Here is a 17,335-nt window from a genome sequence, read left to right as displayed (position 1 = left end):
AACTGCCGCAGGGGACGGCTTATTGCGGTCGACTGGGCTTGCTCGACGGAGCGTCACGACGGTCGTGATGGGTACGTACTCGGTAAAGGCCAGGGGTGGTTGGGAATCACCCGGAACCTGGCGACGGACCCGGGCGTCCTATCCACCGACGACCGTGCCCCATCCTCCCGTGGCGGAGGCGGAGAGAAATACGCGCGACGGCAAACGCCATACTTCGCCACCCCTACGCCACGCCCGTGCTTTTGATACACGCAGTATGGGCGGGACGGCCGCGGAGGCAGCCAAAGCTCGGCCCATAGGGGTTCCCCCTGCTCACGGCAGGGGTGTGATGCGCCAACAGGTACGCACAGTGAAGTGATCGACACATGTTGTGATGTGGACCACGGTGTTGCCAGGCGTGCAACGGAAAGGAACGAGCGCTCATGCGCGAGATCCTCGGAAGGCGACGCAGGCTCCTGTCCAAGCGCGGTGACGGGACGCCTGAGCTGATCGGCGCGGCCCTGACCTATGCGACGGAATGGCAGTGGCCCGTACTCCCGGGCGTGGCGGCGGACCCGCAGGGAGCGGGCCGTTGCGGCTGCCCCGACCCCGAGTGCACGGTGCCCGGCGCGCACCCCTTCGACCCCGGCCTCCTCGCGGCCACCACCGACGGACGCATGGTCCGCTGGTGGTGGGGCAACCGGCCCACGGCGCCGATCGTGATGGCCACCGGCGGCAAGGCACCCTGCGCGGTGTCGCTGCCCGCCCTGCCGGCCGCCCGGGCCCTTGAGGCGCTCGACCGGATGGGCATGCGGCTCGGCCCGGTCGTCGCCTCCCCCGCCCGCTGGGCGATCCTCGTGAAGCCGTACTCCATGGAGCAGCTCGGCGAACTGCTCTACGCCAAGGACTTCGTGCCCGGTTCCCTCCGCTTCCACAGCGAGGGCGGCTATCTGGCCCTGCCGCCGTCCGAGACGGGCCAGGGCGAGATCCGCTGGGAGCGGGCGCCGCTGCCCGGCTCCGCCTCGCCGTGGGTGCCCGATGTCGAGGCCGTGGTGGACGCCGTGGTCGAAGCTCTCACTCGTACGGGTGTGAGCGCGCCCGAGTTCTAGGACCGTCGGGCGCGCCGGGCCCGGCGTCGGCCCCGGGGCGTTAAGTTCCGGGTTCATGCCGCGTCATGCCCGGGGCCGCTCCCGGGACCCCCGAAAGACCAGACTGCTCGCCCTCGCGGGCGTCGTGGCGGTGTGTGCGGTCGCACTGCCGCTGGCGGTGGCGTCCGCGGGGTCCGTACATTCCGTGCGTTCGGAGGGCGCCGCCGATCGCGGTGGCCCCGCCTCCGGTTCCGTACAGGGCGAAGTACGTCCCTCCACGGACGCCGACGACAAGGCGATCGGGGGGTCCAAGAGCGCGCCCTCCGCCGTTCCCACCCTGCCCACCCTCGGCCAGGGCCTGGCGACCGCCGTGCGCTGCGGTCCCGAAGTCTCCTCCCCCGACGGCATCGAGGCGCAGACCTGTGTCGTGACGCAGGGTGCGCAGACCTGGGCGCGGACCTACTACCGCAACGCGACCGGCGAGGCGCTGGACGCCGTGCTGACCCTGATGGAGCCCGGTGCCCGGACCGTGCGGATGACGTGTGCGGTGAGCGCCGAGGACGAGCCGCGGACGTGCGAGACGCCTCGGGAGCCGGTGCGGGGGGATCTGGCGGCGTACACGGCGGTCGCGGAGTTCGCCCGGCGGGCGGGACAGGGGCCGCTGCTGCTGCGCTCGGGAAGCAACTCACCCGTGTGGACGGGTAGTTGAGGAGGGGCCGCGTTCGGTGAACGGTCGCACGGACGAAAAGACCCGGTTGCTGGCGACGGGGGATGCACCAGCAACCGGGCTACGGGAACGGTAACAAGAGATCGGCGGTTCGCAAATTCGATCTCGCCCTTTCCAGTCACCGACTGGCCTGTCTCCAGCGGGAGTTGTGAGGGGAGTCACCCGTCCCGGGGCGCGCGTGTTCCCGGCCGGCCGGGGTGGCGGCCGGCCGGACCCGTCGGCGAACGTCAGCTGAGCGTGACCTGCCGGTTGGTGAGGCCGCCGCGGGCGCGGCGCTCGTCCGGGGTGAGCGGCACGTCCGTGGCCAGAGCGGTGGCGAGGCGCTCGGCGAACTCCGCCGCCGGCTTCTCCACGTCCTCGGCCGTGACCCCGCTCGGCAGGTCCCACACCGGCACCGTGAGCCCGTGAGCGCGGAAGGAGCCCACCAGGCGGGTGCCCTCGCCGAGGCTGGAGCGGCCCGCGGCGTGCAGCCGCGCGAGGGCGTCCAGAAGCTGCTCCTCGGCGTGCGGCATGACCCACCGCAAATGGTTCTTCTCCGGCGTCTCGCACCAGTAAGCGGCGTCCACGCTCTGGAGCTTGACGGTCGGGATGGCCGCGGCGTTGGCCCGCTCCAGGGAGGCGGTCACCTCCGGCGTGGCGTTCTCCGTGTCCGGGACCCAGAACTCGAAGCCGCTGTGCACTTCTGGCGCGAAGGTGCCCTCCGGGTCGAGCAGATCCTGCAGTCGCGGACCGTCCGCCGGGGCGCGGCGGCCCTGCACCGGCGTACCGGGCTGTGCCTCCAGGGCGCGCTGGAGGGTGTCGGCGAGGTCGCGGCTGATGTCGCCGGACGAGGTGTCGTTCTGCAGGCCGAGCAGGACCGAGCCGTCGTCACGGCGCAGGGCGGGCCAGGCCATCGGCAGGACCGTGGCCAGCGTGACCGCGGGGACGCCCTCGGGCAGGCCGTCCTTGAGGGGCAGTTCGACCGTGGCCGCCGGGACCAGCTCGCGCAGGGCCACCCAGTCGCACTCGCCGGGCAGGCCCTCGAAGGGGCGGTGCACCAGCTCGGTCGCGGCGTGGGACGCGGCCCGGCCGTGACAGGCCTTGTAGCGGCGGCCGCTGCCGCAGGGGCAGGGCTCGCGGGCGCCTACAACCGGGACCTCGCCATCCGTGATCTGCGGGCGCTTGGCCTTCGTCTGGGGTCGCTTCTTGGCCATCGATGGTCTCCCGGTTACGGCTCGTCTCGTACGGTCGCGAGCCTAGCCGTTCGGGCCTCGGGCGACGGGATCCTGTGGACAACACTCGGTCCAGCGCGGCGTACGGGCGCTCGGTCCAGCGCTCAGTCCATGTCCTCGAAGGCGTCCGCGAAGTCGAGCCCGGATATCTGGGACACCGCCGGGGCCGCGACGCGCGTCACGAAGTCGTCGCGGCGGTGGCCGGCGTCCGGGTCGTACACGTCGTCGTGGACGATGACCCACACCGTGACCTCGCCGCGGATGTCGTCGCGGACGCCCCAGTCGTCGGCCAGCGCGGTGATGATGTTCAGCCCGCGGCCGCCGTGCGCCGTGACCGACGGGGTCGCCGGGGCGGGGCGGGTCGGGCCGCCGCCGTCCGTGACCTCGACGATGAGCCGGCCGGCCGGGTCCACGCGCCACGCGGCAAGGACGTCGCCGTCACCGGACAGGGCGTCTCCGAGCGGCCTGCCGTGTTTGCACGCATTGCTCAAAAGTTCGGAAAGGATCAGTACGGCGTCGTCAATGACCGAATCCGCTACGCCACCGCTGCGCAACTGTGAACGCATACGGTGCCTTGCTTTGCCCACGCCCGCAGGGCCATGGGGTACGGCCATGCTCGACGACGTGGGCACCTCCTGTGCCACCACCAACGCCACCCCCGAGACCTCCTTCGCCCCACGCCACGGTGTGGATGCCCCATTGGCCTGTACCGGAAACCGGCCAATCAACGTCCTGTGACGCATTCACCACGATCGAATACGGACCGAACGCGCCGGAGCACTCCCCGTAATCGCATGGCTTGTTTTCGTCGGTGTGGCCGAGACGGGAGGATCCCGCCCGTCAAGGCGTGGGGTCAAGGGGTGTGCGTGGGTCTGATGGGACTTGTGTGGCCGGCCTCAGCGGCCGAGGCGGTCCAGCACGGCGCGCGGACGGTTGGTGATGATGGCGTCGATGCCGAGCTCGATGCAGAGATCCACGTCCTCCGGCTCGTTCACGGTCCACACGTGCACCTGGTGGCCGGCCCGCTTCAGCCGCTCCACATAGACGGGGTGGTTGCGCACGATCCGGATCGAGGGGCCGGCGATCCCCACACCCAGGGGCAGCCGTCCGTCGCGCAGCCGGGGCGAGACGAACTGCGTCAGATAGACCGTGGGCATCGTCGGCGAGGCGGCCCGCACGCGGTGCAATGAGCGGGCCGAGAAGCTCATCACCCGCACCCGGGACTCCTCGGCGGTGGCCGGGGCGTCGAGGCCGAAGCGCTTCAGCAGGGCCAGCAGCCGCTCCTCGACCTGTCCCGCCCAGCGCGTGGGGTGCTTGGTCTCGATGGCCAGTTCCACCCGGCGCCCGGCGTCGGCGACGAGTCCGAGCAGCCGCTCCAGGGTGAGTACGGAGGTCGCCTCGCGGTCCTCCGGGGGGTGCTCCCAGTCGGGTTCCTCGTCGCGCCCCTTCCAGGCCTCGCGCGTCTTCCAGGAGCCGAAGTCCAGGGCGGCGAGGTCGGCGAGCTCCAGGGCGGAGACCGCGCCGCGGCCGTTGGACGTACGGTTGATCCGGCGGTCGTGCACACACACCAGGTGGCCGTCGGCGGTGAGGCGCACATCGCACTCGAGGGCGTCCGCACCGTCCTCGATGGCCTTGGTGTACGCGGCCAGGGTGTGCTCCGGGGCCTCCTCGGAGGCTCCGCGGTGGGCGACGACTTGAATCACATGCTGCCGTGCGTGGGTCACCGCGTCATGGTGCCACCGAGTCCGGGTACGCGTCCGGTCGTACGGACCCGACGGATTCACAGGCCCGTACGGAGGTGCTGGAATTGCATACTTTTCGCCAGTAATGACCTATATAAAGAATGGCCGCGGACCCACAGCCACCGCTTATGGTGCTCTGACGTCCCGTGGGAAAAGCTGACGGCATACAAAGGGACAAGCACAGCTGTATCGCGCCGGACCGTCGCCAGCGTGAAAAAGCGTGACCGAGTGCGACCCAGGAAAAACAGCCGTGGATCGAGGAGAGAAGCTGTGAGCACCGAGAACGAGGGCACCGCGGTACCCCCCGCCCCGTCCGCACCCCCCGTGCCGGTGGATGCTCCCGCTGCTCCGGCACCCCAGGGGCCATACGGGCAGGACGCCCAGGGGCAGGCCGCTCATGGAGAGGGCGCCTCCGATGGCGCCGGGCATCCCGGCGGTTCCTCCTCCGCCCCCGACCCGTCCTGGCCGCCGCCCCCGCCCCCGGCCACCCCGTCGTACGGCGACGGCGGTGCCGGATCGTCGTACGGCGACGGCGGTGCCGGTTACGGAGCGGGCGGCTGGGGTTCCTCCTACCAGCAGCCGGCGCCGAAGCCCGGCCGCGGCCGCAGTGGCCTGGTCGTCGCGATCCTGGCGGCCGCGCTGGTCGCGGGCGGTCTGGGCGGCGGCCTCGGCTACACCCTGGCGAAGAACAACGACGAGAGCTCCGGCTCCACGACGGTCTCCGCCTCCACCAGCGGCGGCGACCTCAAGCGCGACCCGGGCACGGTCGCGGGCGTGGCCGCCAAGGCGCTGCCGAGCACGGTCACGATCGAGGCCGAGAGCAACAGCGGCGAGGGCGGCACCGGCACGGGCTTCGTCTTCGACAAGCAGGGCCACATCGTCACCAACAACCACGTGGTGGCGGGCGCGGTGGACGGCGGCAAGCTGACCGCGACCTTCCCGAGCGGCAAGAAGTACGACGCCGAGGTGGTCGGCCATGCGCAGGGCTACGACGTGGCGGTCATCAAGCTCAAGAACGCCCCCTCCGACCTGAAGCCCCTCACCCTCGGTGACTCGGACAAGGTGGCCGTCGGCGACGCGACCATCGCGATCGGCGCCCCCTTCGGTCTGTCCGACACGGTGACGACGGGCATCATCAGCGCCAAGAACCGCCCGGTGGCCTCCAGCGACGGCAGCGGCAGCCAGGCGTCGTACATGAGCGCCCTGCAGACCGACGCCTCGATCAACCCGGGCAACTCCGGCGGTCCGCTGCTGGACGCGCAGGGCAACGTCATCGGCATCAACTCCGCGATCCAGTCCACCGGCAACGGCGGCTTCGGCACCGGCCAGTCCGGCTCGATCGGCCTGGGCTTCGCCATCCCGATCAACCAGGCCGAGTACGTCGCCCAGGAGCTGATCAAGACCGGCAAGCCGGTGTACGCGAAGATCGGCGCGTCCGTCTCCCTGGACGACAGCTCGGACGGCGCGCAGATCACCGACCAGGGCGCGGGCGGCGCCGCACCGGTCGAGCCCGGCGGCCCGGCCGCCAAGGCGGGCCTCAAGCCCGGCGACGTCATCACCAAGCTCGACGACCGGGTGATCGACTCCGGCCCCACCCTGATCGGCGAGATCTGGACCCACAAGCCCGGCGACAAGGTCACGATCACCTACGAGCGCGGCGGCAAGCAGCAGACGGTCGACGTCACCCTGGGCTCGCGCACCGGCGACAACTGATCTCCACCCGCGCGCACCGACCCGTTACCCTTGTCCCCGCGCCGCCGATCACGGCCGGCGCGGGGAGGCGTGCCCGAGCGGCCGAAGGGAACGGTCTTGAAAACCGTCGTGGCAGCGATGTCACCGTGGGTTCAAATCCCACCGCCTCCGCGCAGGTCATAGATGTGCTGGTCAGAAGGGGTGCCTCTCGCTGAGGGGCACCCCTTCTGCATGGGGTCTGTCTCACCTTGATCCGGCTGTGTCGCGTTGTTGATCAGTGCATGTGGACCAGGTGTGGACCAAGAACGCGTGCGGTGCAGCCACTTGGCATCGGCCGTAACCCGCAGGTGACCGGCGCAGCTGATCGCTGGACGCTCGGAGACCGAACGCCGTGGGTGGGCTGCCCGTGGGTCACACCACTGGCCACCGGAACCGGCTCCTACTGCCTGGCTCAGACCAAACGCGCCGACGCCAGCTGACCCACGGCCTCGGGGCCCCGAACCACGCGATCCCGAGGCCGCCGGTCACCAGTCAGTTAACCGGAGAGAAGCGCGGCCCGGCCTGTATGAAGGGAACAGGTCCTGGACCGCTACGCCTTGCCAGTATCACTGGCCCGCGGGCACAGCCCGGCAGCGACACGCATCCGTCACGGGTTCGGTCACTTGGGGGTGACCGCCTACCAGTGCGTCCGTTGGGGTGGTGACGCCTGGGACGGGCGCTGGGCGTCTGCCTCGCGCGCCAGGGCGCGCGCTGGTTGTCGCTGATCATGCGCGGGCGGATGCTGGGTGCTCCCATCGGGAGCGGCAAGAGCTGGGGGCGCCTGTGCCTAGCGGCGTGGTGAAGTGGTTCGATCCCGAACAGGGCCTGGGCGCCATCGCCCAGGACGGCGGCGGGGATGCCGTCGCCCACCGGTCGGCGGTTCGCGGTGACGCGGACCGCGTGCTGGCCGCGGGCAGTCGGGTGTGTTTCGACGTCACTCAGGACGCCGACGGCGTCCGAGCCGACAACATTCAGCCGCCGACTCGGCTGTGTTGCCCGCCGGCCGAGCGCCCGCAGGACGGCGAGCTCGTTTGGATGGTGCCGCCGGGACTGCCCCCGCGTCCTGCGCCGGACGGCGGGTGAGGCCGTCTGGGTCAGGCCGCCCGGGTGAGCCGGGCGGGGTGCTGGGCGCACTGGCGGGCTCTTCTTGCTGCGGATGATGCGGCGGGTCATCCAGCGTGATCGCCGCCCAGGTGATCAGAGTCTCGGTGTGCTTGGTTGCGGTGAACGGCCTTGGCGTAGGAGCGGAACAGGACGGCGACGCTGTGGCCCGCCCACCGCGTGACCTCGGCCGAAAAGACGCCGGGCTCAAGGTGGCCCGTGGCCGCCGCTCCTTGTCTCCGCGACCGAGCTCTGCGGGCAGCCGCTGGCTGCCACCGTGCGCTGTGCTCAGGTGACGTATCGGTGTTGCAGGCGGCAAATAGCGAGGCTCTCGCCCTCCAAATAGGTGAAAGCGGCTGCCAACCCCTTTTCACAGAATTCGAGATCGGGAAGCAGCTTCGCCCCGTGCAAGTCAACGGCGGGGAATTGCGACTTGGTGGCGTTCCCCCGTCCCCCGTCCGGAGCGCAGCAGTCAGCACCATCCGGCCCATTAAGCATTATTAAGCATTTCGCGATTGGTTGGTCAATTCCAGCGAAGGCCCTTGAGGCAACCGTGAATCGATCGCTTCCTCGAATAATATGCCGCCGTCAGAACCGCCGATGCAGGCATCACCCCTCACAGGAATTGGCCCCTCGATGACACTGAATCTCATTGGTGCGTCACGATGGCGCTCCATGTCGCTTTGGATCACTGCGGTAGTAACCGCGGTGATCGCCGCTGCTGTGATCGCGATGTCGCCGACACGCGCTGAAGCCGTTGCCACGCCCGTGCCTCTGGGTACGGCAGGAAATTTCGGAGTACTGGCGGGTTCGACAGTCACCAACACCGGCCCGACGACGGTCGAGCGTAACGTCGGGGTGAGCCCGGGCACAGCGGTCGTGGGGTTCCCGCCCGGCGCAGTGCTGCCGCCCGGAACCATCCACGCTGCTGACGCCGTCGCTCTCCAGGCCCAGAACGATCTGACCACGGCGTACAACCAGGCCGCGGGGCAGGCAGCGGACGTCACGTACACCGGAGATCCCGTTGAGCTCGGTGGCCAGACGCTGGTTCCGGGCGTCTACAAGATCCCCGTCAGTGCCCAGATCACCGGCACTCTCACCCTGAACGGCCAGGGCAACCCCAACGCGGTCTGGGTGTTCCAGGTCGGTTCGACGCTGACGACGGCGTCCGCAAGCTCGGTGAGTTTCACCAATGGCGCCAACCCGTGCAACGTGTACTGGCAGATCGGCAGCTCGGCCACTCTCGGTACCGGCACCAGGTTCGTGGGCAACGTCCTGGCCTTGACCACGATCACTGCCAACACGAATACGACCGTCAACGGCCGGCTGCTGGCCCGCAACGGCGCCGTGAATCTGGACACCAACACGATCTTCCAGGGTGAGTGCGGGACCAGCCCGACGGGCACTCCGACGGGCACTCCCACGGGGACCCCGACGGGCACTCCCACGGGGACCCCGACGGGCACTCCCACGGGGACCCCGACGGGCACTCCCACGGGCACTCCCACGGGGACCCCGACGGGCACTCCCACGGGGACCCCGACGGGCACTCCCACGGGGACCCCGACGGGCACTCCGACGGGGACCCCGACGGGCACTCCCACGGGGACCCCGACGGGCACTCCGACGGGCACTCCGACAGGCGGTCCCACGGGCGGTCCCACGGGCGGTCCCACGGGCGGTCCTACGGGCACTCCCACGGACGGCGGCCACCACGACGGGGGCAAGAAGCACGATGAGCACGGCCGCCACGACGGGGGCAAGAAGCACGATGAGCATGGCCACCACGACGGGGGCAAGAAGCACGATGAGCACGGCCGCCACGACGAGGGCAAGAAGCACGATGAGCATGGCCACCACGACGAGGGCAAGAAGCACGATGGGCACGACAGTCACGGCTGGGCAGACGTCCCGTCGTGGTCTGGGCACTAGCTGACCTGGCCATGTGCCTGGTAGGGATTGCCTGGCTTCTGGCGTAGAGATCAGCAGCCAGTGGCACAAACGGCGCGCGGCGGATCGCCATCGATTCCGTCGCGCGCCGTAGGCAGTTCTGGGGGCGTGGGCGTCGCCAGGAGCAAAACGTCAATCCTCGAAGCCTTGTCCAGGGCAGCCGCGACCGACCGCTCATTCGGGGTTGACGGCAACGGCGACACACAGACCCGCCAGGCTATGCGGACCGTCTTCGACCCTGTCAGCGTGCGGTTCTAGGCGGGCCAAGCAGGAGGCCACTCCTCCTTTCGGCCGATGGGGTCACACGATTCTGCTCGGGTATTCGGGTGATATGGATGATAATCCTCCTTGGCGGGGGAAGCATGAGAATGCCATGCCTTCACCGATTCCATCGGCGTCCACTCACGTCAAGGAGACAAAAATGCGTCGTAGTGCCAGTGTGCTGATCGCATCAGGGGCTCTTGTTGCCGCCCTCGGAGCCCCGGCAATCGCCGACGACAACATCGTCGCTCTGATTCCCATTAAGCTGGACAACACTACTAGCGTTCTGAACAACCCGAGCGTTCTGAACAATCCCAGCGTCCTGAACAACCCGAGCGTTCTGAACAATCCCAGCGTCCTGAACAACACTGACGTGGACGACGATGACGTTGTGATTCTGGACGAGGATTGACAGGTCGGTGCCCCCGGCTTCGTCGGGGGCACCGCAGCATCAATAGGAGCAGTGGACCCCGTGTGGACCGCGGCCCCTGCCAGACGCCCGGGGCCGGTACGCTGTACCCGCTCCGCCCCTGGTGGACGGGTGTGCAGGTCATAGATGTTGCGGGTGAGAGGGGCTGTCGAGCGGTTCGGCAGCCCCTCTCGCGTGTTCGTCGTGTGTTCGTCGTGGAGAGGGGGCGCGTGAGCCGGCGCATCGTCGTCGTCACCGCTGTGCACGGACCGTCGGCCCGGTTTCTGCCGGAGGCCCACAGATCCCTGCGCGGGCAGCGGCTGCCGGAGGGCTGGGAGTGGCACTGGGTGATCCAGGAGGACGGGGAGGGCCGGGACGTAGCGCCGTACGTGCCCGATGACGTGCGGGTGACGTTCCGGCAGGGCCGGGCCGGTGGGCCCGGGGTGGCGCGCACCATCGCGCTGGCGCATGCCGAGGGCGCGTACGTGAAGGTCCTGGACGCCGACGACCAGTTGCCGCCGGGCGCGCTCGCGCGGGATCTGGCCGTGCTGGAGGGCGACCGCACCCTGGGGTGGGCGACCTCGCGGGTGCTGGACCTGATGCCCGACGGGTCGACGGCCGGGTTTCCCGGCGACCCCGAGCAGGGGCCGATCGAGCGCGGGGCCGTGCTCGAGCACTGGAAGGCGAACGGTTTCCTCGCGCAGGTCCATCCCGCCTCGCTGTGCGTGCGGCGGGAGTTGCTGCTCGCGCTCGGCGGGTGGATGGCCCTGCCCGCCTCGGAGGACACGGGGCTGCTGCTCGCGCTGAACGCCGTGAGCCGCGGGTGGTTCTCGGGGGAGGTGGGACTGCTGTACCGGAAGTGGGAGGGGCAGGTGACCGGGCAGGCGGCCCATGTGGACCGGTCCGAGCGGGATGCCCGGATGGCCGTCGTGGAGGCCCGGGCCCGGGCGCTGTCGGGGCTGCGGTGGAGTGCTCCGGTGGGGCACTGACCCGAGCGGGGCCACCGGCCTAGGGCTGGAGGTCCCTGTGCGGCGGTGCCGTGCCCACGGGGTCGTGGCGGATGTACCACTCGGTGCCGAGCAGCCGCTCCCGATCGGGTGCCGGGAGGGCGGCGATCAGGCCCGGGGCGGCTCCCCGTGCCACCTCGGTGCGGTGGGCCAGGACGGCGGCGGTCTTCTGCTCCAGCCAGGGCGTGACGTCGACGGTCGCCGTGATCCGGTCGTCGGGGACGGTGTGCATCGTCTTGCCCGTGGGGGCCAGGTGCCCGCCCCACGCCCGGACGGCGGAGTGCGGGTGCGTGGCCAGGTACAGGGCGCTCGGCTGCCAGGGCTCGCCGGCGTCCGGGTAGAGGCGTTCTAGTCCGGCGGCGTGGACCGCGAGCAGGGTCACGCGGTGGGTGTGCACATGGTCCTCGTGACCGGTCAGGCCGCCGTACGCGTCGTGGGTGACGACGATCTCCGGGCGGAAGTCGCGGATCTGTGCGACCAGTTCCCCCACCGCCTCGTCGAGCGGGACGTCGCACCAGCGCGGTCTGCCGGGTGCCGAGTGCGGCACGCGCGAGTCGGCGTGACCGAGCATGCGCGGCTTGCCGGCGCCGAGGACGCGGAGTGCCTCGGCCAGTTCCGCGGCGCGTGGGGTGTCCGCCGCCCAGGTCGCGGTGACGACCGCCGTGCGAGCGCCCGCGGACGCGTGCCGGGCGAGGACGCCGCCCGCCACCAGGGACTCGTCGTCGGGGTGGGCGAAGACCCCGAGCAGCGACGGCGACGGCGATGGCGACGGCATCGGCACCGGCCCTCGCTACGGCCGGCCCGGCGACGACGGCGCCTCAGTGACCGTGATGGCCTGGCTGGGGCACTTCTCCGCCGCTTCCAGGACCCCCGGGTCGTCCGTGCGGTCCTGGCCCGGGCGGACGACGCCGAACCCGTCGACGAACTCGAAGACCGCCGGGGCCCGGTGGGCGCACTCGGCGGAGCCGTAACAGAGTTCGCGGTCGACGGAGACCTTCATGACCCTTCCTCTGCCCAGCGCGCCGTCGGCCGAACCGGCCCGGCTAGCGGGTGCCGGCCGCGGCGAGCCAGTGGGCGACCCGGCGGACGGCGGGCTCGTCGAGCCGTTCGACGAGGGCCCGGACGGTCGTGTCGTCCTCGGGGGTGAGGTCGTAGAGGCCTGCCTTGTTCAGCCCGGCCATGAGGACCTGGTGGCGGCGGCCGGTCATCCGCTCCGCGAGCACGGCCGGTTCGCCGGGGGACTCCGCCTCCGGACTCGTCGGCTGAGGTGAAGCCGCCTGCTTCAGCGGTGGGTCGGACAGCTGCCACGCGCCGTCCTTCGGTCCCCAGAGCGCGACGGTCACCTCGTCGCCACGGGCGCGCATGGTCTGGGTCATCTCACCGAGCGCGTACAGCACGGGCGAGCGGTGGGGCGATTCCGCGACGGCACGCCAGGACTTCGCGGCCGGCCGGTAGAGCATCGCCACCCAGCGTGGATCGCCCTGCGGCTCCGAGCTCTCGGGACGTGTCTCCATCGCGCTCACCCCTGTACGTCGCTGGTACGTCGCTCCGGAAGCGGTACGGCAGGCGCCGACCATAGCTGACGGATCGTCAGTTATCCAGGGTCGCAGGACGCGTTGCGGCAGGGAGAGCCACCGGGATGACCACGTCGTCCGACACCGGTCCCTCCCCTCGTGGGGACCGGTGCCGAACGGTGGAGCTGCCGTCGTCCGGCGCGGACGGAAGCGGATGGACGCGCATGGAAGCTGACCGGAATGGTGCGTTGCTGCGTCCGGATCCTGCCATTTCCGGCTACTGAAGAGGAGATTCCGGTGCCGGACGGAGGGCATTACCGCAGGTCAGCCATATAGAGTGAGTTTTCCGGTCCGGACGTCCAGGGTGACAAGTAAGGAGTGGAGACCTTGAGTTCCGACTCGGGGGCACGCACCGCCTTCGCGGAACGCCTCGCACTGCTCTACAAGGAAGCCGGGAACCCTCCACTCAAGCGTGTGTCCGAAGCGGTCGTCCGGCTCCAGCGGGCCGACGAGCGCGGGCGGCCCGTGCGGGTGTCCGCCCAGCGCATCAGCGACTGGCGGCGGGCCCGGAACGTACCCGCCCAGTTCGCCGCTCTCGCGGCCGTGTTGCACGTACTGATCCCCGAGGCGCGACGCTCGCGGCCCACTCCGGTGTCCCCGGGCCTGTACGACCTCGGCCAGTGGCAGCGGCTGTGGGAACGGGCGGTGGCCGACCCGGTCGCCGAGCGCCCCGAGGCGTCCCCGGCGCAGGAGGGGCCTTCGGCCGAGGCCCCGCCCGCGCCCGGCGGGGTGTGCCCGTACCGCGGGCTGGCCTCCTACCGCCGGGAGGACGCCCGTTGGTTCTTCGGCCGGGAGCGGAGCACGGACGCGCTCGTCACGCAGCTCGGGTCCGTGGCGGAGGCGGGCGGCCTGGTCATGCTCGTCGGCGCGTCGGGAGCGGGGAAGTCCTCGTTGCTGAACGCCGGTCTGGTGCCCGCCCTGCGGGACGGCGCGCTGGGCGGCGGCGACGGTGCGGAACACGGCCGGGCGCGCAAGGTCGTGCAACTCGTCCCTGGCGGTGATCCGCTGGCGGAGCTGACCCGGTGCATCCCCGAACTGGCGCCCGTCCTCATATCCGAGGCGGGAGCCTCTGACCAGCCGTCTGCTGCGGAACCGGAAGCGGAGCTGAGGTCAGAGGAGCCTGACGGGCCCGCCGCGGAACAGGCGGAACCCGGCGCTCCCCCCACCGCGGACACCGTCCGTGCCGCCTTCGCCGCCTGGGCGCGGCGCGAAGCACCCTCCGGTGCGCGTCCGGTCGTCATCGTGGACCAGTTCGAGGAGACGTTCACGCTCTGCCCCGACGAGGCGGACCGGCGTGCCTTCATCAAGGCCCTGCACGCCGCGTGCTCACCCGCCGGACGGGACGAACCGGCCCCGGCGGTCGTGGTCCTGGGCATACGCGCCGACTTCTACGAGCGGTGCCTCAGGTATCCCGAACTGGCCGACGCGCTCCAGCACCGGCACATGGTGCTCGGGCCGCTGACCACCGCGGAGCTGCGCGATGCGGTGACGGGACCGGCCAAGGCCGTCGGCCTGGAGCTGGAACCGGGCCTGGCGGAGCTGATCGTCCGGGAGGTCAGCGCCGACGGCCCGCGCGGGGCGCACGACGCGGGCGTGCTCCCGCTCCTCTCGCACGCCCTGCTCGCCACCTGGCAGCGCAGAAAGGCGGGCCGGCTGACGCTGGCCGGCTACCGTGCGGCCGGCGGCATCCAGGGCGCCGTCGCGGCGACCGCCGAGCGGGCCTGGTCCGGCCTCGACCCGGCGGCGCGCACGGCGGCGCGGCTGCTCCTGCTCCGGCTGGTCCGGCTGGGCGAGGACACCCAGGCCACCCGCAGGCGGGGGACACGGCGGAAGCTGGCGGAGGAGTCGACCGACCCCGGCAAGACCGAGGAGTCCCTGGAGGCGCTGGTCCGCGCCCGGCTGGTGACCCTCGACGCGGAGACCGTGGAGATCACCCACGAGGCGCTGCTGCACGCCTGGCCGCGCCTGCGCGACTGGATCGACGACGACCGGCAGGGCAATCTGCTGCGCCAGCGCCTGGAGGAGGACGGCCGGTCCTGGGAGGAATCGAACCGCGACACGTCACTGCTCTACCGGGGCTCCCGGCTGGAACAGGCCCACGGCTGGGCGAAATCCGCCGGGGACACGTTCCTGACCCGGAGCGCGGTGGAGTTCCTGGCCGCCTCGGTCAGGCTGCGCCGGCGCATCATCTGGATCAGCCGGGGCGCGGTGGCGACGCTGGTCGTCCTGGCGATGCTGGCCGTGGGGTCCGCCGTCATCGCCTCGAAGCAGCGGGACGACGCCGTGTTCGAGCAGGTGCTCGCCCAGGCCGATCGCGTCCAGTACACGGATCCGTCGCTGTCCGCGCAGCTCGACCTGGTGGCGCATCAGCTGCGGCCGGACGACAAGGGCGCGAACAGCCGTCTGATCTCCATCGTGAACGCCCCGCTGGCCACACCGCTGGTCGGTCACACGGGCGCCGTCTACCTCACCACGTTCAGCCCGGACGGGCGGACCCTGGCCACGGCCAGCTACGACCGGACCGTACGGCTGTGGGACGTGGCCGACCCGAAGCGCCCGAAGCCCCTGGGCGAGCCTCTCACCGGCCACACCAGCTGGGTGAGCAGCGCGGTCTTCAGCCCGGACGGCCGTACCCTCGCCAGCGCGTCCGACGACGGCACGATCCGGCTGTGGGACGTGACGGACCCCGGCCGGCCGAAGCGGCTCGGCAAGCCGCTGACCGGCCATGACAGCACGATCTACCTGGTCGCCTTCAGCCCGGACGGGCGCACGCTGGCCTCCGTCGGCGACGATCACACCGTCCGGCTGTGGGACGTGGCCGATCCGCGCCGGCCGCGGGCGCTGGGCAAGCCCCTGACCGGGCACAAGACCGCCGTGCGCTCGGTGGCATTCAGTCCGGACGGCAGGACGCTGGCGGCCGGTGGCGACGACGGGGCGATCCGGCTGTGGGACGTGACCGACCCCCGGCGCCCGGAGCGGGCCGGGGAGCAGCTGACCGGCCACACCACCACCGTGCACTCCGTGGCCTTCAGCCCGGACGGCCGTACGCTCGCCAGCGGCAGCTCGGACAACACCGTCCGGCTGTGGAACATGGCTGATTCACGTCACCCGGAACCGATCGGTACACCGCTCACCGGCCATACCGGGCCGGTGTGGTCCGTGGCCTTCAGCCCGGACGGGAACATGCTCGCCGCCGCCAGCGCGGACAGCACCGCGAGCCTGTGGAAGGTCAGTGATCCGGCGTACCCGTCGCAGGTCGGCGGGCCCCTGGCGGGCAGCAGCGGCGAGATGTACGCGCTCGGCTTCAGCCCCGACGGGCGCACCCTCGCCACCGGGGCCGGCGACAACAAGGTCCGCCTGTGGGCGCTGCCGACATCGGACATGATCGGCCGGGCCGGAGTGTTCCGCCCGGACGGGCGGGTGCTCGCGACGGCGGCGCTCGACGGACGGGTGCGGCTGTGGGACGTGCGGACGCCCGGCAGGCCCGTGCGGCTGGGCCGGCCGTTCCGGCCGGACGGCGGTGTCCGCTCCCTGGAGTTCTCCCCGGACGGCCGCACCCTCGGGGTGGTGACGGGCAGCCGGGCCCTGCAGCTGTGGAACCTCCGTGATCCGGAACGCCCTGTCCCGCACGGGGCCGCCATCCCCCTGCGCATCAAGTTCGCCGACCCGCTGGCCTTCAGCCCGGACGGACAGGTCCTTGCCACCGCCTCCGACGACCGCACCATCCAGCTGTGGAACATCGGAGACCCGTCCCGGCCCCGCCCACTCGGCGCGCCCCTCACCGGTCACAAGGGCTACGTCAACGCCCTCGTCTTCAGCCCGGACGGCCGTACGCTCGCCAGCGGCAGCGCGGACGGCACCATCAGGCTGTGGAACGCGGCCGACCCCGGCCGGCCGACCCTGCTCCGCGCACCTCTCAAGGGCCATCTCGGAGCCGTCAACGCCCTCGCCTACAGCCCCGACGGCCGGACGCTGGCCAGCGCCGGCGACGACAACTCGGTCCGCCTCTGGGACATCGAGGACCCCGCCGAGGCCTCCGAGGAGGCGCGCCTCACGGGTCACAAGGAAGCGGTCGTGTCGCTGACGTTCAGCCGGAGCGGCCGCACCCTGGCCAGCGGCGGCAACGACAGCACCGTACGGCTGTGGAACGTCTCCGACCCTTCCGGGGCCACCGCGATCGGCCAGTCGATGAGCCCCAACGCCAAGACCGGCAACTTCCTGGCGTTCAGCCCGAACAGCCACCTGCTCGGGGTGTCCAGCGGCGCCGACAGCATCCGGCTCTGGAACCTGGACACCGACGAGGCCGTACGCCGCATCTGCTCGATGACCCGGGGTGTTCTGACGCCGGACACCTGGCGCGAGTACCTGCCCCGGCTCTCCTACGATGTGCCGTGCTCCAGCCGATGAGACCGCTGTACGACAACAGGGCGGATCCGCACGGTAGTTGAGTGATACGAGTCACAACCTGGCTTTTCCTGACAGACAGTCGGCTCCTCCCGCGTAAGCGCTTGTTACCCTTGGCCATAGCCCGACCGCTGGTGCATCCCCCGTCGCC

At 71.0% G+C, this 17,335-nt stretch carries 14 protein-coding genes and 1 tRNA gene; 9 read left to right on the top strand and 6 right to left on the bottom strand.

Annotation, left to right across the window (positions count from 1 at the left end; translation table 11 throughout):
* The first annotated feature begins 422 nt into the window (after positions 1-422).
* Both OHU35_RS20780 and OHU35_RS20775 read left to right on the top strand, forming a co-directional pair.
* Positions 423-1,088: a bifunctional DNA primase/polymerase gene (locus OHU35_RS20780; RefSeq protein WP_189727248.1), complete on the top strand. Its 666-nt coding sequence runs from the start codon at positions 423-425 to the stop codon at positions 1,086-1,088.
* 55 nt (positions 1,089-1,143) lie between these two features.
* Positions 1,144-1,776: a hypothetical protein gene (locus OHU35_RS20775; protein WP_189727249.1), complete on the top strand. Its 633-nt coding sequence runs from the start codon at positions 1,144-1,146 to the stop codon at positions 1,774-1,776.
* Positions 1,777-2,021: 245 nt separating this feature from the next.
* Here OHU35_RS20775 and OHU35_RS20770 read toward each other — a convergent pair whose 3' ends face one another.
* From OHU35_RS20770 to OHU35_RS20760, 3 genes are all read right to left on the bottom strand, one after another.
* Positions 2,022-2,987, bottom strand: a complete 966-nt coding sequence (locus OHU35_RS20770; RefSeq protein ID WP_189727250.1) for a DUF5926 family protein — start codon at positions 2,985-2,987, stop codon at positions 2,022-2,024.
* 122 nt (positions 2,988-3,109) lie between these two features.
* Positions 3,110-3,748, bottom strand: coding sequence for an ATP-binding protein (locus OHU35_RS20765; protein WP_189727251.1), 639 nt, complete (start codon positions 3,746-3,748; stop codon positions 3,110-3,112).
* Between the two features lie 153 nt (positions 3,749-3,901).
* Positions 3,902-4,729 (bottom strand): glycerophosphodiester phosphodiesterase, encoded by an 828-nt coding sequence (locus OHU35_RS20760; RefSeq protein WP_189727252.1) that lies wholly within the window; start codon positions 4,727-4,729, stop codon positions 3,902-3,904.
* Positions 4,730-5,017: 288 nt separating this feature from the next.
* Between OHU35_RS20760 and OHU35_RS20755 the strand changes: the two genes are divergently transcribed.
* The 6 genes from OHU35_RS20755 to OHU35_RS20730 all read left to right on the top strand — a co-directional run bounded on the left by OHU35_RS20755 (position 5,018) and on the right by OHU35_RS20730 (position 11,188).
* Positions 5,018-6,460, top strand: coding sequence for a S1C family serine protease (locus OHU35_RS20755; protein ID WP_189727253.1), 1,443 nt, complete (start codon positions 5,018-5,020; stop codon positions 6,458-6,460).
* 63 nt (positions 6,461-6,523) lie between these two features.
* Positions 6,524-6,610: transfer RNA gene (locus tag OHU35_RS20750), tRNA-Ser, on the top strand.
* 663 nt (positions 6,611-7,273) lie between these two features.
* The gene (locus OHU35_RS20745; protein ID WP_405506308.1) at positions 7,274-7,561 is read left to right on the top strand and encodes a cold-shock protein; all 288 of its coding nucleotides are present in this window, start codon (positions 7,274-7,276) and stop codon (positions 7,559-7,561) included.
* Positions 7,562-8,158: 597 nt separating this feature from the next.
* Positions 8,159-9,511, top strand: coding sequence for an ice-binding family protein (locus OHU35_RS20740; protein WP_405506306.1), 1,353 nt, complete (start codon positions 8,159-8,161; stop codon positions 9,509-9,511).
* 439 nt (positions 9,512-9,950) lie between these two features.
* Positions 9,951-10,202, top strand: coding sequence for a hypothetical protein (locus tag OHU35_RS20735; protein ID WP_189727256.1), 252 nt, complete (start codon positions 9,951-9,953; stop codon positions 10,200-10,202).
* 227 nt (positions 10,203-10,429) lie between these two features.
* Positions 10,430-11,188, top strand: a complete 759-nt coding sequence (locus tag OHU35_RS20730) for a glycosyltransferase family 2 protein (RefSeq protein ID WP_189727257.1) — start codon at positions 10,430-10,432, stop codon at positions 11,186-11,188.
* A gap of 19 nt (positions 11,189-11,207) precedes the next feature.
* On the opposite strand, the gene OHU35_RS20725 is transcribed toward OHU35_RS20730, so the two are convergent.
* Genes OHU35_RS20725 through OHU35_RS20715 form a run of 3 tightly spaced genes read right to left on the bottom strand, consistent with a single transcriptional unit; the run spans position 11,208 to position 12,720 of the window.
* Positions 11,208-11,981 (bottom strand): PIG-L deacetylase family protein, encoded by a 774-nt coding sequence (locus OHU35_RS20725; RefSeq protein ID WP_189727258.1) that lies wholly within the window; start codon positions 11,979-11,981, stop codon positions 11,208-11,210.
* Between the two features lie 15 nt (positions 11,982-11,996).
* Entirely contained in the window at positions 11,997-12,206 is a 210-nt protein-coding gene (locus tag OHU35_RS20720; RefSeq protein WP_189727259.1) for a ferredoxin, read from the bottom strand.
* 43 nt (positions 12,207-12,249) lie between these two features.
* Positions 12,250-12,720, bottom strand: a complete 471-nt coding sequence (locus OHU35_RS20715; RefSeq protein ID WP_405506303.1) for a hypothetical protein — start codon at positions 12,718-12,720, stop codon at positions 12,250-12,252.
* Positions 12,721-13,098: 378 nt separating this feature from the next.
* On the opposite strand from OHU35_RS20715, the gene OHU35_RS20710 reads away from it, so the two are divergent.
* Positions 13,099-17,187, top strand: a complete 4,089-nt coding sequence (locus OHU35_RS20710) for an AAA family ATPase (protein WP_405506301.1) — start codon at positions 13,099-13,101, stop codon at positions 17,185-17,187.
* Positions 17,188-17,335: the final 148 nt, after the last annotated feature.

This window comes from Streptomyces purpurascens (genome assembly GCF_045040895.1).
Classification (GTDB): Bacteria; Actinomycetota; Actinomycetes; order Streptomycetales; family Streptomycetaceae; genus Streptomyces; species Streptomyces purpurascens.
This window is presented reverse-complemented; position numbering and strand designations above follow the sequence as displayed.

Coding starts and splice junctions, on each gene's coding strand:
- OHU35_RS20780 (WP_189727248.1), top strand. CDS start 423: ATGCGCGAGATCCTCGGAAGGCGACGCAGGCTCCTGTCCAAGCGCGGT.
- OHU35_RS20775 (WP_189727249.1), top strand. CDS start 1,144: ATGCCGCGTCATGCCCGGGGCCGCTCCCGGGACCCCCGAAAGACCAGA.
- OHU35_RS20770 (WP_189727250.1), bottom strand. CDS start 2,987: ATGGCCAAGAAGCGACCCCAGACGAAGGCCAAGCGCCCGCAGATCACG.
- OHU35_RS20765 (WP_189727251.1), bottom strand. CDS start 3,748: ATGCGTCACAGGACGTTGATTGGCCGGTTTCCGGTACAGGCCAATGGG.
- OHU35_RS20740 (WP_405506306.1), top strand. CDS start 8,159: ATGCCGCCGTCAGAACCGCCGATGCAGGCATCACCCCTCACAGGAATT.
- OHU35_RS20735 (WP_189727256.1), top strand. CDS start 9,951: ATGCGTCGTAGTGCCAGTGTGCTGATCGCATCAGGGGCTCTTGTTGCC.
- OHU35_RS20725 (WP_189727258.1), bottom strand. CDS start 11,981: ATGCCGTCGCCATCGCCGTCGCCGTCGCTGCTCGGGGTCTTCGCCCAC.
- OHU35_RS20720 (WP_189727259.1), bottom strand. CDS start 12,206: ATGAAGGTCTCCGTCGACCGCGAACTCTGTTACGGCTCCGCCGAGTGC.
- OHU35_RS20715 (WP_405506303.1), bottom strand. CDS start 12,720: ATGGAGACACGTCCCGAGAGCTCGGAGCCGCAGGGCGATCCACGCTGG.